16 protein-coding genes and 1 pseudogene are annotated in these 25514 nt (G+C 43.4%); 4 read left to right on the forward strand and 13 right to left on the reverse strand.

What is annotated here, in order from left to right:
* The first annotated feature begins 69 nt into the window (after nt 1–69).
* On the forward strand, nt 70–780 hold the full coding sequence (locus tag MTO98_RS24675; protein WP_243481650.1) for a DsbA family protein: 711 nt from the start codon (nt 70–72) through the stop codon (nt 778–780).
* A 116-nt stretch (nt 781–896) separates the two neighbouring features.
* Entirely contained in the window at nt 897–1529 is a 633-nt protein-coding gene (locus tag MTO98_RS24680) for a hypothetical protein (RefSeq protein ID WP_243481651.1), read from the forward strand.
* A gap of 177 nt (nt 1530–1706) precedes the next feature.
* Here MTO98_RS24680 and MTO98_RS34490 read toward each other — a convergent pair.
* Nucleotides 1707–1760, reverse strand: a pseudogene (locus tag MTO98_RS34490) (hypothetical protein); the annotation flags it as partial.
* A gap of 6 nt (nt 1761–1766) precedes the next feature.
* On the opposite strand from MTO98_RS34490, the gene MTO98_RS24685 reads away from it, so the two are divergent.
* Nucleotides 1767–2963, forward strand: a complete 1197-nt coding sequence (locus tag MTO98_RS24685; RefSeq protein ID WP_371825434.1) for an MFS transporter — start codon at nt 1767–1769, stop codon at nt 2961–2963.
* Here MTO98_RS24685 and MTO98_RS24690 read toward each other — a convergent pair.
* A complete protein-coding gene (locus MTO98_RS24690; protein WP_243481653.1) occupies nt 2926–3213 on the reverse strand; it encodes a hypothetical protein in 288 nt (95 codons plus the stop codon). The genes MTO98_RS24685 and MTO98_RS24690 overlap by 38 nt on opposite strands.
* A 95-nt stretch (nt 3214–3308) precedes the next feature.
* Between MTO98_RS24690 and nhaA the strand changes: the two genes are divergently transcribed.
* The gene (gene nhaA, locus MTO98_RS24695; protein ID WP_243481654.1) at nt 3309–4634 is read left to right on the forward strand and encodes a Na+/H+ antiporter NhaA; all 1326 of its coding nucleotides are present in this window, start codon (nt 3309–3311) and stop codon (nt 4632–4634) included.
* Here the strand turns inward: nhaA and MTO98_RS24700 are convergent.
* The 11 genes from MTO98_RS24700 to MTO98_RS24750 form a co-directional block, all read right to left on the reverse strand.
* On the reverse strand, nt 4631–5758 hold the full coding sequence (locus tag MTO98_RS24700) for a glycoside hydrolase family 26 protein (protein ID WP_243481655.1): 1128 nt from the start codon (nt 5756–5758) through the stop codon (nt 4631–4633). The genes nhaA and MTO98_RS24700 overlap by 4 nt on opposite strands.
* 166 nt (nt 5759–5924) lie before the next feature.
* On the reverse strand, nt 5925–7685 hold the full coding sequence (locus MTO98_RS24705) for an alpha-L-arabinofuranosidase (protein WP_243481656.1): 1761 nt from the start codon (nt 7683–7685) through the stop codon (nt 5925–5927).
* Nucleotides 7682–8917, reverse strand: a complete 1236-nt coding sequence (locus MTO98_RS24710; protein ID WP_243481657.1) for an AGE family epimerase/isomerase — start codon at nt 8915–8917, stop codon at nt 7682–7684. The genes MTO98_RS24705 and MTO98_RS24710 overlap by 4 nt, the downstream gene beginning before the upstream one ends.
* Before the next feature lie 370 nt (nt 8918–9287).
* Nucleotides 9288–10484, reverse strand: a complete 1197-nt coding sequence (locus MTO98_RS24715) for a glycosidase (protein WP_243481658.1) — start codon at nt 10482–10484, stop codon at nt 9288–9290.
* A 12-nt stretch (nt 10485–10496) separates the two neighbouring features.
* Nucleotides 10497–12329, reverse strand: a complete 1833-nt coding sequence (locus tag MTO98_RS24720) for a sodium:solute symporter family protein (RefSeq protein ID WP_243481659.1) — start codon at nt 12327–12329, stop codon at nt 10497–10499.
* Nucleotides 12330–12560: 231 nt separating this feature from the next.
* Nucleotides 12561–13421, reverse strand: a complete 861-nt coding sequence (locus MTO98_RS24725; protein WP_243481660.1) for an AraC family transcriptional regulator — start codon at nt 13419–13421, stop codon at nt 12561–12563.
* 102 nt (nt 13422–13523) lie between these two features.
* Nucleotides 13524–14066 (reverse strand): hypothetical protein, encoded by a 543-nt coding sequence (locus MTO98_RS24730; protein ID WP_243481661.1) that lies wholly within the window; start codon nt 14064–14066, stop codon nt 13524–13526.
* A 58-nt stretch (nt 14067–14124) separates the two neighbouring features.
* Nucleotides 14125–15285 (reverse strand): IPT/TIG domain-containing protein, encoded by a 1161-nt coding sequence (locus MTO98_RS24735; protein WP_243481662.1) that lies wholly within the window; start codon nt 15283–15285, stop codon nt 14125–14127.
* A 7-nt stretch (nt 15286–15292) separates the two neighbouring features.
* Nucleotides 15293–16957 (reverse strand): RagB/SusD family nutrient uptake outer membrane protein, encoded by a 1665-nt coding sequence (locus MTO98_RS24740; RefSeq protein ID WP_243481663.1) that lies wholly within the window; start codon nt 16955–16957, stop codon nt 15293–15295.
* 18 nt (nt 16958–16975) lie between these two features.
* Entirely contained in the window at nt 16976–20137 is a 3162-nt protein-coding gene (locus tag MTO98_RS24745; RefSeq protein WP_243481664.1) for a TonB-dependent receptor, read from the reverse strand.
* 758 nt (nt 20138–20895) lie between these two features.
* Nucleotides 20896–25047 carry a hybrid sensor histidine kinase/response regulator transcription factor gene (locus MTO98_RS24750; RefSeq protein WP_243481665.1) on the reverse strand — a complete coding sequence of 1384 codons (4152 nt, stop codon included), beginning with the start codon at nt 25045–25047 and terminating at the stop codon, nt 20896–20898.
* Nucleotides 25048–25514 lie beyond the last annotated feature (467 nt).

Consider the following 25514-nt stretch of genomic DNA (forward strand, 5'->3'; position numbering starts at 1 on the left):
TAAATTTTACTTTTTACTTACCGGCCGTAGCCGGTACAGTCATTAAATTTGTTTAAACATTAAAAAGAGATGATGAAAGTAGAAATATGGTCGGATGTGATGTGTCCGTTTTGTTATATAGGCAAACGAAGGTTTGAGGAAGCGCTGGCCGGATTTGAAGGCAAACAACAAATTGAGATCGAATGGAAAAGCTTTCAGCTAAACCCCGATCTTAAAACTAATCCCAATATCAGCATTAACCAGTACCTGGCCGATATTAAGGGCTGGACACTGGATCATGCCGAACAACTGAACGATCATGTTACCCAAATGGCAGCACAGGCCGGGCTTACCTATAATTTCGACAAATCGGTTGTGGCCAATAGCTTTAACGCACACCGGTTAGCCCACCTTGCTAAGAAACATGGGCTGGGTGATGCAGCCGAAGAAGCGCTGTTCAGGGCATATTTTACCGAAGGCCTAAATATTGATGATACCCAAACGCTTATTGAGCTGGGTACCACTATAGGCCTGAAAGCTGAAGAAGTTAAGCAAACCATCGAAAGCGATACTTACACGGAGGATGTTAAACATGACATTGCCGAAGCTCAGCATTTAGGCGTACGCGGTGTTCCGTTTTTTGTAATGAACCGTAAATATGCAGTATCCGGCGCTCAGGAAGTAGCGGTTTTTAAAGATACGCTTACCAAAGCGTTTACAGGCTGGCAACAGGAAAATCCCAGGCCTGCGTTTGATATTATTGAAGGCGAATCATGCAGTCCTGACGGAGACTGTAAATAATTGAAATATTGTAAACTTTTCTTAACAATATTTGTATCAAATAATTTCGCAAGCACGTACAAAGGGCTAAACTACTTATATTTAAAGTATTAAAACCGCTTCATTTAGCCCTTTGTATGAAAAAAATTTACTACTATAAATTATTTATCCTGTTTTTAATGACTGCTTCGGTAAGCAGTTGTAAACTTGATCCCCCTCTCGGCCCCGACAAAGAACTGAAAGCAATTTCTGTAACTCCTACTACCAATACAGGAACAGGTACTGGAACGGGTACAGGAACTGGAACCGGTACGGGAACTGGCACAGGAACAGGAACGGGAACTGGTACGGGAACGGGAACCGGTACAGGTACTGCCGACGACGGCTCTGATTATCCTGCTGCAGCACAGGGAACAATATCGTATAAAATTGATGGCGGCGCTGCTATTATAAAAAGCGGGCCAATGCTTGTTTCAAATGATCCCAACATTCTTTCGGATAAAGGCCAAACAATTGTATCCTACTTCAGCGGAACTGGTACGGATGTATTTCAGTTAGGAGCCAGCACGCTTGTTGCGGGCACTTATGACATAACAACGATGAACCTCACTATCGATGGTTCTTTTTTAAGCGGAAAAGTCAAGTTTACTACCTTAAATCACTCAAGCAATATTAAGGGAAATGCGGTAGGTACCTTTAAGGCACAATTTGAAAATTTCAGTACCGGGGCAACACATACCATTGTGGGTTCATTTAATGTAAAAGGCTAACACTACAAAAGATTATATAATCAAAAGCGGTCATTTTTAAACTATTATAAATAAAATGACCGCTTTTACTTTTTTAACGCCCATTAATTCACCTAAAAGTAAAAAACGATTTAGCCTGTTAAAAGTACAATTAATTAAGTTATATTTGTGCTCACCAATCATAGTGTCAAATTGACACTATGATACTATTTCAACATGAACAATATCCCTGCTCAAAAAGATACTGTAAACAAAGTAATGCTTCGCATTGCCGTAGGTGCCATGTTTTTCATGGCAGGGTTAAGTTTTTCAAGCTGGGCATCACGTATAGCTACAGTTCAGCAAACTATGGGCTTATCTGAAGCCGGCTTAGGCGCTGTTTTATTTGCATTACCTGTTGGATTGATGTGTTCTTTGCCCTTTTCCGGCTGGATCATCACTAAGATAGGCAGTAAAAAACTGGTTATAGCAGCATTATTGGTTTATGCTGTTGCGCTGGTGAGCCTGGGCCTTGCTCAAAATACATTTCAGCTTATCATATGCCTGCTGTGCTTTGGTTTTGCCAGTAATTCTGTAAATATTGCGGTTAATACGCAGGCCGTAGCTACCGAGCAGCTTTACCAGCGGCCTATTATGGCATTTTTTCACGGTTTGTGGAGCCTGGCCGGGTTTACCGGAGCTGGTATAGGCACCTTCATGATAGCCAGGGGGATAATTCCTTTTCATCATTTTTCGTTAATGCTGATTGTAATAGCAATTGGTGTGGCTGTAGCTGCCCGTTACCTTAAAGATGATAAAGTTACTGATGCCGGGCCTGTATTTGTAATGCCCGATAAATCACTCATCAAGTTGGGCATCATTGCCTTTTGTTCTATGATCTGCGAAGGTGCAATGTTCGATTGGAGCGTGATCTACTTTAAAAAAGTGGTGCTTGCCCCGCAGGCGCTCGTTGGGATAGGATTCACTACATTTATGTTCACCATGGCAGGCGGCCGCTTCATTGCCGACTGGTTTGCCCATAAATTTGGTTTAAAACGCACATTGCAGGTCAGCGGCTCGTTAACGGCAACCGGTTTATTAGTAGCAGTTGCTTTTCCTCATGTTTATACTGCTATGGCAGGCTTTTTATTGGTTGGAGCAGGTGTATCATCAGTAGTGCCTATGGTGTACAGCGCCGCCGGTAAGTCAAAAACAATGCTGCCCGGTGTTGCATTGGCAGCGGTATCAACCATTGGGTTTATGGGCTTTTTGATCGGCCCGCCGGTTATCGGTTTTATTGCAGGCATCGCTACACTCAGAGCGTCATTTATCCTGATTGCCTGTATGGGCATTTCGGTAGTGGTTGTATCAACCATGGCAAAAATAGATTCGGACGATACCAAGGAAGAATCACCAGACGAGACTACAACCGTTGATTTTAGTCCTCCCGTTCCAGGTCCTCAACAGCAGGGTTAAGCAGGTATTCAAATTGTTCATAGCCGTTGTGAAAAATAAACTTCAGCCTTTCCTTCGGTAAATTAATATCCAACGCCATCAGGCCCAGCGTTTCCGGCAGGTTATCCCTGATCAGTTTTAAGTCGGTAACATGTGGCATTTCTACAAAAATATCATCGCCCTGCGGTTTTATTTCCCACCCATGTATGCGGGCATTTTGCAACGTAGTTATCCATTTCTGTTGATAGTTATTCATAACATCCGGTTTCATTGATAAATGTTTTATAGTTCAGTTTTGTTTTAGTCAGATGATAATCGTCATACCTCCTCTCAACCAATAAAACTTATTCGTTAATTTAGGGAACTATGAAACAAAGCTACCCTATTGATAAGATCACACAACCGGTAAGCAAATTCATAAACCAGGAACATACCGGCGGCATAGTACTTTTTATCAGCGTGGTTATCGCTATCATATGGGTAAACTCGCCTTTTCAACATAGTTACCATGAGCTTTGGGACCTCAAATTATCCATTGGTTTTGACAAGTATGTTTTAGATCATCCCCTTCACCTTTGGATCAATGACGGCCTCATGGCGCTATTTTTCTTTGTGATCGGCCTTGAGTTAAAGCGCGAGTTCATGGCCGGCGAGTTGTCCTCTGTAAAAAAAGCCGCACTCCCTATGTTTGCCGCTTTAGGCGGGATGCTGGTACCGGCTTTGATCTTTTTCCTTTTCAACACAGGTAAACCTTCAGCTCACGGCTGGGGAATCCCGATGGCTACAGATATTGCCTTTGCCCTGGCTTTATTATCCATGGCAGGTAAACATATTCCATCATCGGTAAAAGTATTTCTTTCAGCATTAGCTGTAGCCGATGATCTTGGCGCTGTATTGGTCATAGCCTTATTTTATAGTAGTCATATAGCGTTGATGCCGCTTACTGTTGGTGTTTGGTTACTGGTGTTGCTGCTCATCGGCAATAAAATGGGGATCAGGAACACGGCATTTTACCTGATCATAGGCTTTGCTGTTTGGATAGCCTTTTTACTTTCGGGCGTGCATGCAACTATTGCCGGGGTACTGGTGGCTTTTACCATCCCAGCCCGTACCCGTATCAACGAGGCAGGTTATGCCCAATCAGTAAAACAATACCTTGCCGATTTTGAAAACGAGCAACCCAACAACAGCACGCTTGTAACACCGGAGCAACATCATATTATTGATAAAATAAAAAAGCTAAGCCTTGATGCCGAAACGCCGCTCCAAAAAATTGAGCATGCGCTGCACCCCTGGGTAGCTTTCATCATTATGCCGCTTTTCGCTTTGGCAAATGCCGGGATAGTGATAGGTCATGACTTTTTCTCATCGCTGGTTAACCCTGTAAGTATAGGTGTAACTGTAGGCTTACTTGCCGGAAAGTTTACCGGTGTATTGCTCTTTACCTGGCTCATGGTAAAGTTTGGGGCCCAATTACCTGCCGGTTCAACCTGGAGACAGATGACCGGCGTAGCCTTGCTGGCAGGCGTAGGTTTCACCATGTCCCTTTTTATATCGGCATTAGCCTTTGATAGTGCAGATATGATTGACCAGGCCAAGTACGGAATTTTGTTGGCTTCGTTACTGGCGGGCATATCGGGAGTGGTTGTTTTGAGAGCCCCCCAGCCCCCTAAAGGGGGAGCTTTTGATTAGCGGATTTCCCAATTCGGTTTTCCATAAACACCCAAAGGCGTTATGCGGTTTTGGAAAATAGTTTGCGGGCTGTTGTAAAACCTTATAAAATCATCGGCACTGGTTTGGCCAGGATAGGGTACGTAATAATGATGCTCATTTCCGTTACGCCATGCCATTACATACGATACCCGGTGTTTAGCGAGTGTTTGAAGTAATACCTTCGTCCACCAATCGGCCATTGGGATACCTTCGTATCCGGTTTCGGGCAGACATGATATTTTATGATGTTTTGCTGCGATGGCGTCAACAATGGTAAGGCGTTTATCCAGTTTAGTTTGAAAACGATCAACACTGCTGGTACAATAGTTATCAAAACCGATAAAATCGGCGTAAGCATCGCCGGGATAACGTTCCAGAAAATCATCTTCTGATTCAAAGTCAGCCGCCGAATATACGATGAGCAGGTTATGCAGCTTCTTTTTATCCCGCAGGTAATCGATAGTAAAACGCCACAAGGCTTTAAACTCATCAGGCGTACTGGTGTTTTTGCACCACCAAAACCAGTTGCCGGTAAGTTCATGAAAAGGTCGGAACAATATGGGAATAGCCTCTCCCTCCTGTCCTTTCAAATCAGCTAAATAATTGGCAGCCCTATCGAGGTAATCAACATACACATCATGGAACGCGCCACCGGGGATGAGATCCTTTGCAGTATGCTGAGTGGTATCCCAGGCAGTTTTGCCATTGGCCGGATTATCCATATGCCAGCAAAAGGTATTGATACCGCCGCGGGCATAAACATCCTTAACAAACTGCTTTTGTTGACTAAAAAGAATGCCGTTAATATCATGGATACTGTCATGCTCAATTTTAGCCAGGTCCCAGCCATACAACGCCGGATAAGATCCGGTAACGCTTTTCACGTCTGACCGACCAGGTTCATTACGCCAGCCCACGCCATAAGCCAGGTCATCATGGTGGCCAAATATCACGCCCACGTTTAGCAGGCGCTGCATACTGTAAAAAAGCTGCCGGGTTTCAGTAGTCGCTTTTTTATCGGCGGGCTCAAACAGTTGCGCCGTAGCAGTCAAACTATTGATCAGCAGGAATAAAATAATAATTGCTTTAAAAGCATTACACATGATCACTGTTCTTTTAAATGGTGTATTTTTGATATTGTGCGAGCAAAGCTGGGGAAGACTTACGAAGTTTTAAAAACTTCGTAAGTCTGGGTTCTGCAACTTGATCTCCTCTTGGCACATCCAAATTAATGCTTTCAAAACTAAACATAAGCCATATTCAGATGTGTTATTTTTTATCGGCCACCAAAAACACCACTCCCCTTGCAGGTACGCTTACTTTAATGCCTCCGCTGGTACCGGTTGTGCTTGCCGCTATGGTTTTATAGTTTGACGGGCCTCCGTAAGCTACTGCCGGGCCATTGCCATTCACCGTTACCTTGGTCGAAAATTCGCCGTTATCAGTACCGCCTTTTAGTGTATAGTAATAATAATTACTGCCGGTATTGTAGTTTTTAAAATTGATGCTTACCACCTGGTCGGTAGTGCTTTTGTTAACCAGCACTACGCCTGCTTCACCCGAGTTAAAGGATGAGGCGTAGCTCACAATATCCGAACTTCCGCTAACGGAGGAGCTGATCATCCTGTCGCCAAAATATTTCTGAAAGTAATACATGTAATAAAATGCTGGCCGTGGCGTAAAATCAGGTGCATCCGGCTGACCGATACTGAATAAGCCATGATCATCGCCCGGGTGGTTAGTATCCCAGCTATTTGCCAAATCCCATCTGCTGGCCTGGCCGTATTGATCTTTGATAATTTCGCCCAAAACCATTACGGCATGTACACCGGCAATATTTGAGATCTGCTGCTTTGAACCTGATGAAAATATATTCCATTCGGTAAGTGCGATGGGCTTTTGAGGCACACCGGCTGTTTGTATGGCTCCTTTAACATAATCCATCATTGTTTTTGATGATGCCGGGGCAGTTTCGAGGATAGTCAGCGCGGTTGAATTTTCATTGTAATTAGTATAGTAGTTATGCACGATAAAAAAGTCGGCCTTGTCACCTATCTGCGCCAAAGCCCCGGGGTTCCAGTTGGCTACAATGGTGGGATTTGAACTATCGGCACTTTCATGCAGCACAGCGCCAATTTTTATGGTTGTGCCAATATCGGCTGCAGCTTTACGCATCGAATCGGCAAAAACCTTAAAATGCTTACCGTACAGATCGCCGGTAATTATAGCCGGCTGACCGTCTTTATTTTTGCTTACATCAATGCGGTAACAGGCTTCCCAGTTGCCATAACACTCGTTGCCAACTTCCCAATACTTGGTTTTACCTTTATCGTAACGTACCCATTGCGCGGCCAGGTGCGCGGCAGTAGCCACCGGATCATTGCTGGTGCCGTACCGGGCATAGGCGTAATTTACGGTGATGATACCAGTAGTATTTGTTTTTTGCAGCAGGCTGTAATAATTGCTTAAACTTAATGACCAGCTATCATTTACATTGCCGCTCCAATAACCGCTATCGTTATCAACTGTACCATCAGGTTTCAGAAGATGATCGGGTACATCGGTCGGCTTACCGTACGCAGCTAAATCCCAGAAATACACATCAGATAAACTCCCTCCCGGTGCCCGGATGATATTTGGCGACAGGTTAGTAATATTGGTCACTGTACCCGCATCAGTGTATTGCCCGGTAAAAGGGTTAATGTTATTACCAAACATGTATTTGGATACTTTTGATACTACCTGGCTAAAATCGGCCGTTACGGTAATGGATGTGCTGGCCGTTGGTTTGGCTGCATCAACAGTTGCCGGTTTGCTGAAAGTCTTCCCCTGCCAGTCGTCAAGAAAAAAGCCCTGGGTTGCCGCTACCGAAGGATCAGTTGGTGCCGTGATAGGGCCTGTAGCGCCGCCATTACCAGGGTCAACGACAACAGATGTTGGGTCGGGGGCGGGTTTACTGCCTTTTTTGCATGCCCCCGTGATCAGGAGGACAAGCGGCAGTACTACTATGAATGTTTTAAATAATTTCATTTCAATGTTTTTATCCGATTAATAATTTCAATACACGCACGGCTGTTGTGGTAGGGGCATTTCCACAGCCCCGCTTTATCCTCGCCGGGCATAATGCTTCCATCGGCTCTGATGCCCCAAAACCATTCGCCATTTTGTTTGTCCAGTATTTTATCCTTTACAAAAGCCCAATTATCAAGGGCCAGTTGAAGGTATTTATCATTGACGCTTACCTGCCAGGCATTGTAAAAACCAACCATGGCTTCGGCCTGCACCCACCAATGTTTCTCCTTAATGAGATGATCATCTGCCGGTTCATATTCATACCACAAGCCACCATCGATATCTAAACCTTGAATAGTTGCTTCTGCTATCGCGATACAAACGCCATTGATCTTTGTGATCATTTCCTGATTGCCAATAGTTTCGGCAGCTTCCAGCAGGAGCCAGGTAGCCTCAATATCGTGCCCGTATGATACCGTGTTTGACCTGCGGTTCCAGTCCTCGTCAAAAAACAGTACGAGGTGACCGGCTTCGGCATCAATAAAATGATCAAAGAAATTATTGATCAAAGTTTCTATTTGTTGTTTAAGCTCTTCATCAGGCCAGATGCGGTACAGGTTGGTATAAGCTTCCAGTACATGCAGGTGGGTATTCATGGTCTTTTTTTCGTTGGCATCCTTGGCGCTCAGCCGCAGATCGCCGAGGGGTTGCCAGTCGCGCGTGAAAGCTTCGAGATATCCTGTGTTACCCTGATCGTAACTTTTATCAACCAAGAGGCGATACAGGCCGATGGCTTCCTCTTTCACTCTTTCCAGTTTTGAGGCCATATAATATTCACTCAATGCGTAAATGGTAAAAGCATTGGCATACACCTGCTTTTTGGTGTCAAGCTTATCGCCCTTATAACTAACCGACCAATACACGCCGCCAAACTCTTCGTCAACAAAACAAACCTTGATATAATCATAAGCCCGGGTTGCTGCGTGCAAATAAGCTTTATCAGGATTTTGATTATAAGCAGCCGAAAAACTCCACAGGATCCGTGCATTTAACACCGAACCTTTTGCGGCATCAGGAGTAACCTGGTTCCCGTTATCTATCTTACCCCAAAAACCGCCGTTCACTTCATCAACTGTGTGGTTGAGCCAATAGTTGAGAATGCTTTTCAACTCTGCTGTTAATTCGTTACTGAATGTAGCGAGTTGCTCTCTTGATACAGGGTTTGATGATTGAAGCTTGTTATTTGTCATAGTTTACAGGCACACCTCCTCCACATTTCCTTTTAAGATAAGTGGCACGCAGGTTTTAACCCGCTACTATTGGTGTATGGTTTTAAGATTGTTTAGTAAATAGTAATGAATTAGCGGTGAATGTGTTTGTCGCGTGAAAAAACACACCCCTCCACCCCTCTCAAGAGGGGAATCGCACCGCCCCTGCTTTGAAAAGCTTATTTTATAGCCACCTTTTAAACTCCCCTCTTGAGAGGGGGCACGTTAAGTAGCGTGGTTACAGGGTTGTGTTTCATCACGCGCCAAGTAACACACCTCCGCCCCTTTCAAAAGGGGAATTGCACCTACCCCTCTTTGAAAGATGAAGAATATATGCTCAGAGGTTAAGTGTTCAGGCGCTGGCTTCCTGTAACTGGCCTAAACCTTTATTTTTATCAATAATATTATACACTACCTGCACCGATGAAGCCGAACGCAAACCATCTTCCGGTGTGTTCATAGCATAATCAATCAGTTTATCAATGGTGGTGGTAGCCACATGCATGCGGGTATCTGAAGATGCGTAGTAAACATACACAGTACCATCCTCGTCGGCTATCCAGCCGTTGCAGAATACTACGTTTGATACATCGCCTATCCGCTCCTCGCCTACCGGGGCCAAAAAGTAGCCGGCCGGCTGATACAGCACTTTGGTAAGATCATTTGTATCCGTCATGAACATGTACAACACATAGCGTAAACCTGCAGCTGTATTGCGCACACCATGCGCAAGGTGCAGCCAGCCTTTCCCCGTTTTAATTGGTGCCGGGCCCTGGCCGTTTTTGGCTTCGTAAACGGTATGGTAATTTTTATTGTGGATGATGGTTTCCTGATCAACCACAGCATTCTCCATGGTATCGCACAAGCCAAAACCTATACCACCGCCGGTACCTGCGCTGATAAAACCATCCTGCGGACGCGTATACAATGCATACTTACCATCAACAAATTCGGGGTGTAATACTACGTTACGCTGCTGGGGCGAATTGGTTTTCAGGTCGGGCAGGCGCTCCCATTGCACCAGGTCTTTTGTACGCGCAATACCACAAGCCGCTATCGCCATCGACTGATCATGCGACGGCGCTTCCGGATCGCGGCGTTCAGTGCAGAACAAACCGTAGATCCAGCCATCCTCATGTTGCGTAAGGCGCATATCATACACATTGGTATCTGGCTCATCGGTTTGAGGCAATTCAATCGGGTAATCCCAGAATCTAAAACCATTGATACCGTCAGCACTCTCGGCTACCGCAAAAAATGATTTACGATCGGCCCCTTCAACGCGTGCTACCATGAGGTATTTGCCATTAAATTTTATGGCTCCGGCGTTAAAAACAGCATTGATACCAAAGCGCTCCATCAAGTGAGGATTGGTTTTGGCGTCAAGATCATACCGCCACTCAAGCGGGGTATGGGCTGCTGTAAGCACAGGGTATTTAAACCGGCTAAAAATACCGTTGCCTGTTTCCTCAACCTCGTTTTCCCGGTTAATTAATTGCGCTTGTTCGGCCTGTAACTGAATGAGCCTTTGGTTAAATTCCTGCGTCATATATATCTTTTATCAATAATCTTTTAGTTTGTCCCACCAGGTTTTCTTCAGTATAGTAATCGTGACCACCAGTATGGCGATGGTAACTATCAGGGATGTTTTTTGTGCCAGTATCAGGTACATGGGCAATATTGTAAGGCTGCATTGCGTAATAGTGCCTATAACCACATTGAACATGTTTAGCTTAAAGTTTTTGTTGGGCACAAATGAAGGATCGCTCTCCATTACAATTGCCTTAACGGGCCCCCAAACACCCCATGGTCTCACCGTTGTGTAAAACGATTTCAACACGCTCAGATCTGTTGGCGCTGTAGCGTAAGAGCCGATAACCGAGCCCGCCAGCGAAATAGCAAACAACACCGGGAACCAGTACAACAACTCAACCGACGGTATAATAAGGGAGAAGATCATCGCCGATAAGATCCCCGAAAGCATCCCGTAAAAAAAGCCGTTGGCATTAAAGCGCCACCAATGCCATTTAAGTACGTTACTGGCTATATAACCGCCATAAAGTGCCGATACTATCCATTGCAGCACACTATTCACATCTTTTACAAAAAAACCCAATATCACGCCCACTGCTACCACAAAAACGCCTACCAGGTAATTGGCAGTAATGATTTTTTTGGTTGATGCCTTTGGGTTAATGTATTTAAGATAGATATCATTCACAATGTATGCCTGCGCCGCGTTCATAGTGCCGCTGAAGGTGCTCATGAAAGCCCCAAGTAAACCGGCTAACAGCAAACCCACTAAACCAACCGGCAAAAAGTTATTGATAACAGCCGGCAAAATGCGTTCAAAGTCGATAACACCTTTGGCATCTTTCAAATCCATTTGGTGATAAAAAAGAACGCCGAGTATGGTTAAACTTATAATAAGCGCATAGCGGATAGGCAGCAAGATGATATTTACAAAGCCGCTCATTTTGCTGGCCTCTTCGGGCGAGCGGGTGGAGAGGATTTTTTGCATATCATAATTAGGTGCCGGCCCGGCTACCGCCGAAAAGAAACCTTTAAAGGTCATCATCATAAAAAATAAACCGAACAGCGAATAACCATCTGCTTTGATCTTGCTGTTTACCTCGTTGATGATCCCCGTCCAGCTCAAACCGAGGTTTTTACCAAAAAATGGGCTATACCAGCCGTCAGGTACATTGAGGTGGCTTCCATGCAATTTCCCGGCAGCAATAAAGCTGATCCATACGCAGGCCACCGTCATAATGCCGTATTTGATCATATCGCCCAGCACAATACTGTGCATACCGCCTATAATAGAGTAAAACATGGCGAACAGCGTAAATATGATCCCGTACACATGCGGCACATACTGAGGCGCTACACTAAATGGTACGTAAGCCTTAACCAAATCCCAGGGGATAAATATTTCAATGAACTTACCTAAACCTATAAACCCGTACGCTAAAAAACCGAAACAGCTCAACAGCGCGAAAGCGATAACCACCACATTTGAGCCTGTTACCCCCGGCCCGGTTTTGCCAAAACGGGTTGCCAGCCACTCGGCACCGGTAGCCGCGTTTGACCGGCGCAGCCAGCGCGACAAGTACATCATTAAAAACACCTGGTTAAATACCGGCCAAAGCCATGGGATCCAGATGCTTTTCATGCCATAAACAAAGCACAGGCTTACCATCCACATGGTGCCGCTGATGTCGAACATATCGGAGGCATCGCTTAAACCCAGCTTATACCAGGGTAAAGATTTGCCGCCCAGCATATAGCTTTCCTTGTTTTCGCGGGCCTTTTTACGGTACCATAAACCAATAAAAATGGTGCTCAGCAGGTATAAAACTATAATGGCAACATCAAGTAAGTGTAACTTCATCTTGTCTGAATCAGAATTTATAGAATTTTTGAATTAACAGAATTAAAATCTTCCAGTACATAAAAGCTGATAGGGATGTGCTTAAGCATTCTGAAAATTCTTAAATTTTGAAAATCCTGATCCTAATTGGCATTACCCAAAAATGAATTTATTATCTGCAATTTTATAATACTTTTTTAACCTTCTATTTAACTTTATATACAGGTTAACATATTTTAACTGCCAGCACAGTTAAATAAATACACGGTTTCCGGTATAGGTTTCTCTAAACTCCTTGGGGATACACATCTTTTTACGCTTAAAGATCCTGTTGAAATTGGAAATATTATTAAACCCGCATTTGTAAGCAATCTCAGCCACAGTAGTCGTTGAATCGATAAGCATTCTGGATGCATGCCCAAGCCTGATCTCATTTAAACTATCAATAAAGGTTTTACCTGTACGCTTTTTAATAAACCTGCTAAATGAAGCTTCGGGCATATTAGCAATTTTAGCTACTTCGGCAAGGGTAATTTGCTTATTATAGTTAACATTCATATGCTCAAACACTTTCTCAATACGGCGGCTGTTGTAATAAAACTTCTCGTTGGTAAAGCTCGGATCCGACAACATTTTCATATTACGGGAAATCGACAGATCATGAAGGATGGATAAAAGCTCCAGCACTGAGTCAAAACCACTTTTTTTGTCCAGCATCGTTATCCTGTCCTTAAGCGCATAAATTGTTTCCGGCGAAAAGGAAATCCCTCTTTGCGAACGCTCCAGCATACTCTTCACAAAACTTAACTGATTGCGTTTCAGAAATTTCTCATCAAACAAATCCTTATGAAACTGAATAGTAACCTCGGTTATATCTTCGCTCTGGCATTGGTGCGTAAACCAGGCGTGATATAAATTAGGACCAACCAGCGCCAGCTCCACTTCTTCAATAACCTCAATGTGGCCACCCACCACCCTTTTGGCCCCCTTGGCATTGATAATTAAATTGAGCTCATACTCGTCATGATAATGAAGCGGAAAGTCAAATTTCTTTTTTACCCTCGAAAAAATAGTAAAACAATCACTTGGCGTTAGCGGAGTTATCTCTCGCATTACATTACTTGTCATCATAAAATCCCACTAATAAAGTTTGCTAATTGATGATACTAATTTAACATTTTTATATCAACAAAATAACGTTTACACAATTTATTATTAATTTTTTGTTACCCCATCGCTCATTATCGCCTTCACGGCAACATCATCAATTAAAAATGTGCCTGTAGCGTTACCCATTGCCAAAAGCAATTTAAAGCGCACCGCGCCGGCAGGTATCAAGACCTCCTTTGAAGCCAACTCCCAGGGATGATCGCCGGTTAGTGTAACTATGTTCACCCCGTCGCCAGTCTTTTTATCCGCTTTATCCAGAAACTCAACGCTGAAAACTGCGCCGTTCCAGTCGTCTTTCCCTTTTACCACATTGATAATTTTAAGCCATGCGCTAAATTCAAGCTTGCCTGCTTTTTTCGGTATAGTAACCAACTGATCGATACCAAGCCAGTTTGCAGCATTAGTTGAAATGATAGCACAACTACTTTTGCCGGTTTTCACATCCCATGGGGTAAGCTTAACCCCACCATCATTCCAGCCGTACATTTCATCTTCAAAACCACCGTTGGTTACCAGGTTCTTTTGAGTCTGTACCTTGTCTGCCAGCAGCAATAGTACCACACCGGTTATTAAGCTATAAATTTTCATGCTGTTAAATTTTAAAGTCAGAGTCGCCGCCGTGCGAATGACGGCGACCCGATAAAATTTAGATAAATCCGAGATCGTCAACATAGAAGGTGGCTGGTGCCCCAACTCCTAAAGTTTGAAAAGTAATTTCAGATATCGTTGTCGGATTGCCCAAACTGCTTAACGGAATGGTAAAATCCGTGTAGGCACCAGGTACAATAGTGAGTGGAACGGCTTTGTCATACCCACCATTTACCACAAGCTGTACCCTATCGCCGGTTTTAAAGTTTGTACCTCCGTAAATAGATACTTTTATTGATGTTAAACCCGATGAAGCCACGTTTAGGGTAGCGCCTCCATAACCTAACTGCAATGCACCGTAACCGTTATCAACATTAACCGCTATAGCGTGAGTACCACGTTTTACATGAGCTGTGCTGGCATAATCGCGGGTACTGCCATAACCATCATATCCGCCACCGTTACCGCCCCAGTACAGCGTAAGGTCATCGCCATAAATTAAATATTTGAAACCGAACGAAGCGGCAGACTTGGTTGTACCACCTGCTGTTGTAACATATACATAAGCCTGAACAATGCCGGCTGGTACTTTTACCTTTATTTCGGTTGTTGTTGGCGTACCTACAATTTCAGCCGGGGTATCATCAAACTTAACACTAACAATATCGCTAAATACGCTGCCTGTTATGGTAACAATATCGCCCGCTCCTGCTGCAAGCGGCGCAAACGAAGTGATTACCGGCGGCGGTTGTGCTATGCTGAAGTCATAATCAACCTTGCCCTGCGTGGTAACTACCGTAAGTTTATTTGACTGGCTTGACCCAAAAGGCACATTTGAGCCTATGGTAACAATGATGGTTTTATCACTTACCAAAGCAGGGTTAAAATAAACCTCGGTACCGTTAAAGTAAACATGGGTTGTATTCAGCAGGTTTTCGCCGATGATGGCATACTGTGTGTTTAAACGCCCCTGGGTCACTGTCGAATCGAACTTAACCAGCTTAATATCATCATACACATTAGATGAATCGAGGTTTACCGGGTGCGATACATCTTTAATAGTATCTGTTTTACTCACATACCTTACCCTGGTTATTTTAGGAGCGCCGGTGCCACCGGTACCCCTGTCATTATATTTACGGCACGAGGCCATACCAAACACCATCAAAACCGATAGCATCCAGTAAAATGATTTGGATTGTTGAAATATCTTTTTCATGGTTTGATTATTTAAATACATAAGGTACCGGCGCGTCTTTTAACTTAGGGTTTGATGCCACTTCGGTAGCTGGGTACGGTAGCCTGAAATTGGCATCGCTAACAATTGAATTATATTCGTTACCATAACGCTGCGGCGGCGTGCTGTTATCAGAAGTTCCCCTGTCCTGGTTTTTGATAATGCTAACGGCTATCGGGTGGGTGGTTACATTATAGCCATCCAATCGGCCCAGGTCAAACCAGAAATCATTTTCAAAAGCAAATTCGCGCCTTCTTTCATCCAGTATATCGTCGCGGTAAAGTTCTTTTGGTGTATTAGCCGGTGCTCCTGCCAGTTTAAGCGCTGGGTTTGCCAGGTAGTATCCACGTTTAATAGTGGTTAGGTTACCTAAACCTGCCCTGTTCCTGATCTTGTTGATAGCAGCCAAAGCTTCCGGATCACTGCTGGTTTTAGCACCTGCCATGATGGCTTCGGCTTTGATCAGGAAAACTTCGGCGTAACGCATCATGTAGGTATTGTTCGCGGCAGATTGTGCTGCACCCAAACCTCCGTTATCAGCAGGGGTACCAACCACATATTTTTTTACTTGTGCATGCGTGCCTTGCGAGTTGGCATTATCGGGCAGCGTGTAACCGCCTGCCGCCTGGTTTATTTCGGGATAATGATCACCCGGAAGCATAATGGTAGCTTTCCGGCGTAAATCGCCCGATTCATACATATCCTGCAGGTCGAAAGTTGGTGCAAGCACGCCATAGCCATCTCCCGTACCGGTTATTACTGAATTATAAGCGAAGGAAGCCTGCTGCGGGTTACCTTTTCCATAACCACCTGTGGCCGACCATTGTAATTGAATAATTGACTCCTCGTTATTGTTATTAGCTGTCAGGTATAAATCGGCAAAGGTTTTACCGGCTACATCAACACCATATAATTTAAACTCGCCACTGCTGATTACCTTGTTGGCTTCGGCCAGTGAGTTTTGATAATCCTGCATATACAGGTAAACTTTGGCAAGTAATGCTGATGCCGATCCGCTTGAAACACGGCCTGATGATTTACCACTGCGTGGTCCCATTTTAGCGAGGTTATCCTCAGCAAATTTCAAATCGTTAACAATAAATTTGTATACATCGGGAATAGGATTGGTGTTGATCTGGTAGTTTGACACATAATCCAAACTATTCTCAATTATTGGCACCGGCCCCCAGGTACGCACCAAATGGAAATAAGCTAACGCGCGGAATAGGTGAGCTTCGCCAAGGGCATTGTTTATCACAGCCTTATCAACTCCTGAACCCACTTTTACAGGCAGGTTATTGATTAAAGCATTGGCCTGGGCCACTACAATGTACAACGAGTTCCATGCGCCACCTAACTCAAAGTTAGCGTCGGTTACCGAAAAATTCTCAAAGTTCACTACATCAGATGAGTAGGTACGGCCATTGCCGCCCATCAGCTCGGTTATTGACCAGCCGGCTTTACCGCACCAGCCAAACCATACCGCACTGTACAAATCATTTGTACTGGCAACCACCTGGTCGTTAGTTTTATAGTAATTATCCAAAGTGATGGCACTTTGGGGCGGACGATTAAAGAAGTCCTTTTTACAGCTGCTTGCTGTAACACCTGTTACAACCGTTAGCCCTAATAAATATTTTATATATCTTTTCATATCAGGTATATCCAAAAATTAAAATTCAGCGTTAACTCCAAATGTGATGGTACGTGGTGAAGGATACCTGCCGATATCAACTCCATTTAAAAACGCATCCTGATTTATTGACCCAATTTCCGGATCGAGGCCCTTATATGGTGTAAACACATACAGGTTTTGCCCGCTTACATAAACCTTAAGGCGATTAAGCTTGATGTGCCTGATCCACGATAATGGCAGGTTGTAACCAAGACTAACATTTTGCACCCGTAGGAATGATCCGCTTTCGATGAACCTATCGGAGTTTTTCAGGTTAGGGTTATCGCCGCCGCGCGGGGCCGGGATATTTGAATTAGGATTTTGAGGTGTCCAGAAATTACCTACGGAAGCAAGCTGGTTTTGATAAAGGCCGGATAAGCCGCTGATAGAATAGTTAAGCACATTGAAGATCTTAGCACCATATGATCCGTTAAGGAAGAACGAAAGATCAAATGATTTATAGCTAAACGAGTTGGTAATACCGTAAGTAAACTTAGGGTTACCACTACCTAAACTGGTCTGATCCGATTCGTCAATTTTGCCGTCATGGTTTAAATCCTTGTATTGAATATCGCCCAGCCAGGTGCCTGCTGAGTTATTAGCCACTGCACGGCCAAACTGAATTGGTGCATTGCGCAGCTGATCGGCAGTTTTGAAAATACCCTGAACTTCATAGCCGTAAAACTCACCCACAGGTCCGCCCGCAACAGTACGTGTAACCGGTAACGACAGGAAGCTTACGCCAACACTCCTGTTGATGAAGGGCACACCATTGGCAAGTGATACAACTTTGTTTTTATACTTTGAGAAGATCAGCGTAGTGTTCCACCTGAAGTTGGTTGTAGCTATGTTTCTTGAATTGATGGTGAACTCAATACCGCGATTATACAATTTACCACCGTTAACATAAGGCGGCGCAATTACACCTGTACCTGAATACTCAGCACTTTGACCTAACAGGAATGCCGGTAACGATGCCTGGAACAGGAAGTTTTTTGATGTTTTATCAAAGTAATCAACGCTGGCATCAATCCTGCCGAACAAAGAGAAATCGATACCGATATCGGTTTGGATAGCTGTTTCCCAGGTAAGGTTAGGGTTTGCCACTTTATCAATGGTAAAGCCGGTACCCAAACCTGTAGTTAATGAATTTAAAGCCGAGCCATACAAATAGTTAGGCACTGCCTGGTTACCAACCTGGCCATAGCCTACTCTTAGCTTCACGTTATCTGCAATCTTTTTAATTCCAGCCAGGAAAGGCTCTTCAGATAAACGCCATGACACCGCAAACGATGGGAAATACCCCACCTGGTGGCCTTCGGCAAATTTTGATGATTTATCACGGCGAATGGTAGCGGTGATGCTATACCTGTTATTGTAAGTATAGATAGCACGGGCAAATTGCGACTCAAGCGCCTGGCCGTCTTTATACTCGCCGTTAGTAGCGGTTTTAGCATCGCCAAGGTTCAGCGTTTTAAGGTCATTGCCTAAAAAATTCTGAACACCGGCATCAACACCGCCCCAGGTCGATTCGTTAACCTCATAGCCTAATAAACCTACTACATTATGTTTTTTACCAAAAGTGTGGTTATAGTTCAAATACTCCTGCCAGCCCCAGTAAACAGTATTGGCAATATATTCGTTAAGTTTTGCGGTTGGGTTAACAAATAGCGGCCCGTAATTATACGACGGCTGGAAAACCTTAGCATTCGACCAGTTGAAATCGCCGTTCAACTGGCTTCTTAATGACAGATCTCGAGTAAATTTCATTTCGGCATACACGCCGCCGTTAAAATTGCTGCGTATTAGGTTATTGTAGATACTTAAAGCCTGGGCCACCGGGTTAATTTGTCCGCCCTGTTGATTAGCCTGCGGCAGCGGACCAGAAAATGAGCCATCCGCATTACGTACCGACTGATCGGGAGCACTTAACAAAGCACCGTAAATAACACCATTATTATCACCAATCGATACATTTTGGTTGGTACGACTACCGGATATGGTGGTACCTACCTTCAACCAATCCTTCACCTGCGAGTTGATATTGGTGCGGATGGTATAACGGGTAAAGTCGTTGCCCAAAATAGTACCCAATTGCCTTAAATAACCGCCAGAGATATAATAATCTGTACCTTCTTTACCACCTGAAATGGACACCTGGTGACTTTGCATCGGCGCGTTCCGGAAAATTTCATGCTGCCAGTTAGTTCCGTTACCCAATAGGTTCGGATCGGCAAACTCACCGCGTTTTTGAACACCAATTACATCGGCAAGGGCATTTTGCAATGCGGCGTATTGCTGCAGGTTCATCATTTTTAAAAACTTACCCTGTTCCTGGTAACCGAAATAACCATCATAACCCACGCGCGCACTACCGTTTTTACCGCGCTTGGTAGTAATAATGATTACACCGTTTGATGCCCGGCTACCATAAATTGCCGTTGCCGATGCATCTTTCAGCACATCGATAGATTCGATATCGCTCGGATTGATCAACGCCAGTGGACTCACTGCATTCTCATCATTGTTAGAAGTTAACTGCGGAGAGCGGCCACTGGTTGATTTGTTGGTTGCATCCCCCGAAACAGGAACACCGTCAATTACATACAAGGGCTCATTTGATAAACTCAACGAGGTAACACCACGCACCCTAACCGAGGTTGAACTACCCGGAGCGCCCGAGTTTTGAGTTATGGTTAAACCCGCAGCTTTACCCTGCAGCAATTGATCAATACTTGGCTGTGGAATGTTTGCTATATCTGCAGCCTTTACTGATGATATAGCACCGTTAACATCCTGCCGCCTTTGTGAGCCGTAGCCGATAGCTACCACATTAACATCAGTAAGCGCAGTGGTTGTTGATTTAAGGGTAATTGCCAATGTTGTTTTGCTCCCTATCGCTACTTCTTGTTTTTCGGTACCGATGAAAGTAAAAACAAGAATTTTGGCATTGGCCGGTAAAGTAAGGCGAAATTTACCGTCAACATCGGTAATCACCGTCGTTTTACTATCCTTAACAGCAACTGTAACGCCCGGCAGGGTGACGCCCTTTTCGTCTGAAACTGTTCCCTGCACCACCGTTCCCTGGTTTTGCGCCATCCCCCGGATGCACATCAACAGAAAGGAGAACAGCAATGCTATTCGTAGAATTTTTCCCATAATTGATTGTTAGTTAATATTGATTTATTTAGATTTTAAGTTCTTAATGATACAGACTGGATAATACCGCTCCTTCCCTTGCCTGATGCCCGATCTCTCTGAAAATAGATTATCTATCCCCGTAATGGCCCCCGTTTCATCAATTAACATTGACGGATCATCCTGTTAATAAATTGGTTTGTTACTTATTAGGTTTATATCAACCCTTGCCTCAGCAAATGATTGTGGTTAATATTGATTATAACGATGGTAAAATTATATGCAACAAACAGCCCGGTTGTGGATAAATAGGGGTACAAATGTCAACCATATTTAAAATCCTAATTATCAATAACTTAATATAAAAAATTGCCATAAAAATGCTACAATAGTTACAAATGTGCACCCATTGATATGGTTTATAATGACATTTTGGTGCGATAATAGTATCACCAGGAGCGGTTTATTGGGAGATAAAAAGAAGATAATTTTGAAATAGGAGAGATTCCGCTATTTCTGCCACTGGTCGAAGTTTAGCGATAGCGTAACTTCGTCCTAAAATGTGTTAAGCTTTCAGCTTAACTACAATGAAAATTTGATCTTACTTATTTTCCACAAACGAGCATTGCAGCCGTCGCAAGCAGGATGCTTGCCTTATTTTAGGACGAAGTTACGTTATCGCTAAACCCGCGGCAGCAAAACCCATTAATCCAGAAAACCCATTCAATCCCGGTTCAGAAAAAATCAGCGCAATCAGCGTAATCCAGAAAAATCAACGGTCAATCCTGGCTCATAGCTTCCTGATACTTGGATGGAATGCTGTTAAACTCGGCTTTAAAGGTGCGTACAAAGTATTTCTGGCTCTTGAAGCCAACCTTGTGGCAAATTTGAGATATGGTAAGATGTCCGGTTTCAAGCAATTGTGCAGCGCGTTTTAAACGCATGGAACGCACAAGCTCATTGGGGGTTTTACCCGTCATTTGCAGGATCTTTTTGTAGAGTGTATAGCGGCTTACAAACATATCGCTGCTTAATTCTTCAACAGAAAAATTAGGGTTGGAGATATTGGCATCTATCAGTAGCAGTACTTTTTTAATAAACAATTCTTCCGGCGAATCTACCTGCAGTTCAGTTGGTGTAACATCTACCTGTTTCTGGTAGGTTTTGCGCATTTTTTCCTGCTGGTTAAGGATGTTTTTTATTTTAGAATGCAGGATCTCGAAGTTAAACGGCTTGGTCATATAATCGGCGGCACCGGTTTCCAAGCCTTTGATCTGCTGCTCCTCCCCTGTTTGGGCAGTGAGCAATATCACCGGAATATGTGATGTACGCGAATCGCCCTTGATCTTGCGGCACAGATCAATGCCATTCATTTCGGGCATGCTGATATCACTTACTACCAGGTTAGGGTGCTGGGCCAATGCCCTCTGCCAGCCTTTTTTACCATTTTCGGCCTCGATAATGTTAAAGGCATCTTTTAAATTATCCTTAATGTAAAACCTGAAATCCCCGTTGTCTTCTACCAGTAACACTGTTGGCTTTTTAGCATCACGGGTTTCTTTTGGTTGAGCAGGCTTTGCCAAATCCCCCTCGGCCATAAACTCCATACTATGCTGCAGGTGATGCTCAGTATCCGTAAACAACGTTTCATCAACTTTTTGTAATGGTAATATCACCGTAAAGCAACTGCCCTGGTTATGTTCACTCTCTACAAAAATTTCACCCTCATGCAGCTTTACAAACTCTTTGGTAATGGCAAGCCCGATCCCGCTGCCCTGGTTTAACATAGAACCCGGAATATCATGCTGAAAGAAAGGATCAAAGATCCGCTCTCTTTTTTCTTCAGGGATTCCGATACCTGTGTCCATCACCCGGATCTCCAGCAGATATTTATCCTCCTCCTGGTTGGGTTTCAGGCTAAGCAGTACACTTACCTGCCCACCCTCATGCGTAAACTTGTAAGCGTTTGACAGCAGGTTAAACAGGATACGCTCAATTTTGTCATGATCAAAACTGGTAACAAACTCATCAACATCGGTATCAAAAACAAATTTGATATGTTTTTGATCGGCAATATCGGTGAACGACCACGACAGTTCTTTAATAAAGCTGATGATATTTCCTGATCGCCTATACAGCTTAAGCTCCTGATATTCCATTTTCCTGAAATCCATTAGCTGGTTAACCAAATTAAGGAGGCGTTTGGCATTACGGGTGATCATTGTTAGCTGGCGACGGGTTTCGGGCTCGCTCACCTGTTTCAGGATCTTATCAACCGGGGCCATGATCAGCGATAGCGGCGTACGAAATTCATGACTTACGTTGGTAAAAAATTTAATCTTCATCAGGTCAAGTTCATGCATACGCTGGGCCTCTTCGCGCTCCTTTTCAATAGAGAATTGCGCCTTTAGCTTTTTGATGCCCCGTTGCCTGAAATAAAACAGTACGCCTATAAACAGCAATGCGTAAACTATATAAGCCCAGGTAGTTTTCCAAAATGGAGGCAGGATCCTGATATGCAGCGATATTTCCTTTCCGTTCCAAAACTCGTTATTGGTTGCTCTCACTTTAAAAGTGTAATCGCCGGGCTCAAGGTTATAAGTGGCTTTACGAAGCTTGTTATCAACCGAAATCCAGCCATCGTAAAAGCCCTCCATAGCATATTGTAGCTTAACCTTATCCGGGTTAAAGAAAGTAAGTGCCGCAAATTCAATCGAAAACACGTTCTGATCGTAGTTAAGCACTATTTCTTTAAGCTGAGAAATAGATTCGGGTAATATTATCCGGCCATTAACCTTTTCGCCAACGCCCAAACTTTTGTCAAACAATTGAAAATCGGTAAATAATAACGTTGAGCTGCTTTTATCAAAATGCAGGGCTGATGGTTTAAAAACATTAAATCCGTTCCCTCCGCCAAAAATCAACTCCCCTTCGCCGGTCTTGCCTGACGAGTTTTCGGCAAACTCGCGCCCCTGCAATCCATCGGCTTCATTATAGTTTATAAAATGAAATTGGAGTTGTGGCTTACTCCTGTCAACAATAATATTTGACAGCCCGTTGGGTGTACTTACCCAAATGTTATGGTTTTCATCTTCCCTGATATCTATAGTTGTATTATCAGGCAGGCCATCCTGTTTGGTAAGCGCCGTAAACTTTTTTGTGGCCGGGTTGAAAATATTGAGGCCCTCGCGAGTACTGATCCATATCAGCCCCTTACTGTCCTCCAAAATATTATTGGTATTATTGTTTATGAGGCTATTCGCATCTTTATCATCATGCAGGTAATGAGTAAACTTATTCTCTTTTTGATCAAGCTTATCAACCCCATAGGCGGTTATTACCCAAATATTTTTTTGCCGGTCTTCAAGCAGGGCACTTACATAGTTTGAATGGATGGTGTTTTGGGTAATATCGCCATCAAATTTATAACTCTTTATCACCTGCCGGTTCCGGTTAAGCTTATTCAGCCCTGCCGACAGCGTACCTACCCAAAGATTCTGGTCGCTATCTTCCATGATAGAGCAGATCCTGTTTTCAGAAATACTCTTGGCCTCTCCATCAATATGTTTGTAGTGTTTAAAAGTTTTACCGTCATAACAATCAAGCCCCCCATAATAGGTGCCTATCCATAGTTTTTGTTCATGATCAACATACAGGCAAACTATAACATTGTTGGTTAAGCTATTATTATCACCGGCATTATGCAGGTATTGTTTAAAACTGCCGGTTTTACGGTTCCAGTAAATGAGGCCTCCGCCATTGGTACCAATCCATATATTGCCCAGCTTGTCTTCGGCAAAATTATTTACGTCGCTAAAGGGTAAGCTGTTAACATCACTGAGATGGTGGGTGTAACCTGCAAATTTGATGATACTTGGATGGTAATAACTTAAGCCTCTTTTATAAGTGCCGCACCACATAATACCCGAATAATCACGATACATGCAGGTTACGCAGTTTTGCCCTATCGTTTTATTGTCATCCTCGCGATTAAGCATATAACTTAAACTAAAAGTATGCTTGTTAAGCAAGTTTATACCGCCATGGTCCGTTGCTATCCATATCCTGTTTTGATCATCTTGTGCCAGGTCTGATACAACATCTGTATTAAGGCCTGTACCGGCCGCACCTTTACCAATATGCTTAAAAATGCCCTTTTCCATATTGAGGTAAAACACCCCGGATGAATAGCTCGGCACAAAAACCCATATATCATCCTGCCTGTCGATATATATTTTGTACGATGAGCTGAGGCCGGGCGGCAAACCACCAAGTGCCCTGCGATAATTAACTTTGTAGGTAACCGGATCCAGCCTTTCCAAAACACCGGTGTTGGATACCAGCCAAATACCCTTCTTTGAATCTACCGAAAGATCGGTAACCATATTAGTAAAGATAGAACTGCTGTCAGCATCCTTATGCGCTAAATTGGTAAGCAGTTTTGTTTTGGGATCGTATTTGTAAACACCCTGATTTTTGTTGTGGTGCAAAAACCAAAAATTGCCGAACCTGTCGTTTTTAATAGCAGCGATGTAAGGGTCATAAAGTTTTATCTTGTACAGGAAATCTTTGTAGTTACGGGTAAATTTCTCGGTAGCAGGATCATAAATATTAAAGCCCGTGCGGGTTTCGATCCAGAGCTTATTTTCCGGGCCGGGTGTTATGCTAACAATGTAATCGTCATCTAAAGTGGTGGTATCATTACCGGCATGTTTAAAGGTTTTGATCTTATACCCATCATACTTGTTAAGCCCCGATAAGGTGCCAAACCACATAAAACCTTTATCATCCTTATAAACGCAGTTAACCTGATTATGCGATAACCCGTTATTAATATCAAGCCTTGAAAACTGAAATGGATTTGATTGCGCACTCAGCAATGCCGGGAAATACAGCATAAAAAGGCAACATATCAAAATTTTACACTTCATTAACGATATTTTAAGGGCTGCGTTACGCTATATAAATTTTAACTTTTAGGTTTGCAGGCAAATAAGTTTAAACATTTAACCCAAATGGTCAAAAGGATTTAATTAGCTGTAATTTAATCTGCCATTAACACTGTATTTGATAATTTGCCCGCTTAAAACCGGTGCGGTTTTTGGCCGGGGTTTTGCTATAGCATTTATAATTGGTTTATTATCAAATGTACTTTTTATACAGAGGTAAGATATAATACTTTCTTTACATTATTTGGTTTTAAATTAACAAAAACATTTAAAATTATTGTTACAAACAACAAAATAACACATTGATATATAATACTTTTATTTCATTTTGGCAATCAGCAACACTGTTTTTAAAACGATTTAAAAAGTATTTCAATGAAATAAACGGAGCCTGGCAAACAAACTCCGGCAGGTTTTGTAGAAGTAACCGTATATTAATACAAGTACCT

The sequence above is a fragment of the Mucilaginibacter sp. SMC90 genome, assembly GCF_022811725.1.
GTDB lineage: Bacteria > Bacteroidota > Bacteroidia > Sphingobacteriales > Sphingobacteriaceae > Mucilaginibacter.

Excerpts from the sequence above, each read along its gene's own strand:
- MTO98_RS24675 (WP_243481650.1), top strand. The coding sequence starts at position 70 with ATGATGAAAGTAGAAATATGGTCGGATGTGATGTGTCCGTTTTGTTAT.
- MTO98_RS24680 (WP_243481651.1), top strand. The coding sequence starts at position 897 with ATGAAAAAAATTTACTACTATAAATTATTTATCCTGTTTTTAATGACT.
- MTO98_RS24685 (WP_371825434.1), top strand. The coding sequence starts at position 1,767 with ATGCTTCGCATTGCCGTAGGTGCCATGTTTTTCATGGCAGGGTTAAGT.
- MTO98_RS24690 (WP_243481653.1), bottom strand. The coding sequence starts at position 3,213 with ATGAAACCGGATGTTATGAATAACTATCAACAGAAATGGATAACTACG.
- nhaA (WP_243481654.1), top strand. The coding sequence starts at position 3,309 with ATGAAACAAAGCTACCCTATTGATAAGATCACACAACCGGTAAGCAAA.
- MTO98_RS24700 (WP_243481655.1), bottom strand. The coding sequence starts at position 5,758 with ATGTGTAATGCTTTTAAAGCAATTATTATTTTATTCCTGCTGATCAAT.
- MTO98_RS24705 (WP_243481656.1), bottom strand. The coding sequence starts at position 7,685 with ATGAAATTATTTAAAACATTCATAGTAGTACTGCCGCTTGTCCTCCTG.
- MTO98_RS24710 (WP_243481657.1), bottom strand. The coding sequence starts at position 8,917 with ATGACAAATAACAAGCTTCAATCATCAAACCCTGTATCAAGAGAGCAA.
- MTO98_RS24715 (WP_243481658.1), bottom strand. The coding sequence starts at position 10,484 with ATGACGCAGGAATTTAACCAAAGGCTCATTCAGTTACAGGCCGAACAA.
- MTO98_RS24720 (WP_243481659.1), bottom strand. The coding sequence starts at position 12,329 with ATGAAGTTACACTTACTTGATGTTGCCATTATAGTTTTATACCTGCTG.
- MTO98_RS24725 (WP_243481660.1), bottom strand. The coding sequence starts at position 13,421 with ATGCGAGAGATAACTCCGCTAACGCCAAGTGATTGTTTTACTATTTTT.
- MTO98_RS24730 (WP_243481661.1), bottom strand. The coding sequence starts at position 14,066 with ATGAAAATTTATAGCTTAATAACCGGTGTGGTACTATTGCTGCTGGCA.
- MTO98_RS24735 (WP_243481662.1), bottom strand. The coding sequence starts at position 15,285 with ATGAAAAAGATATTTCAACAATCCAAATCATTTTACTGGATGCTATCG.
- MTO98_RS24740 (WP_243481663.1), bottom strand. The coding sequence starts at position 16,957 with ATGAAAAGATATATAAAATATTTATTAGGGCTAACGGTTGTAACAGGT.
- MTO98_RS24745 (WP_243481664.1), bottom strand. The coding sequence starts at position 20,137 with ATGGGAAAAATTCTACGAATAGCATTGCTGTTCTCCTTTCTGTTGATG.
- MTO98_RS24750 (WP_243481665.1), bottom strand. The coding sequence starts at position 25,047 with ATGAAGTGTAAAATTTTGATATGTTGCCTTTTTATGCTGTATTTCCCG.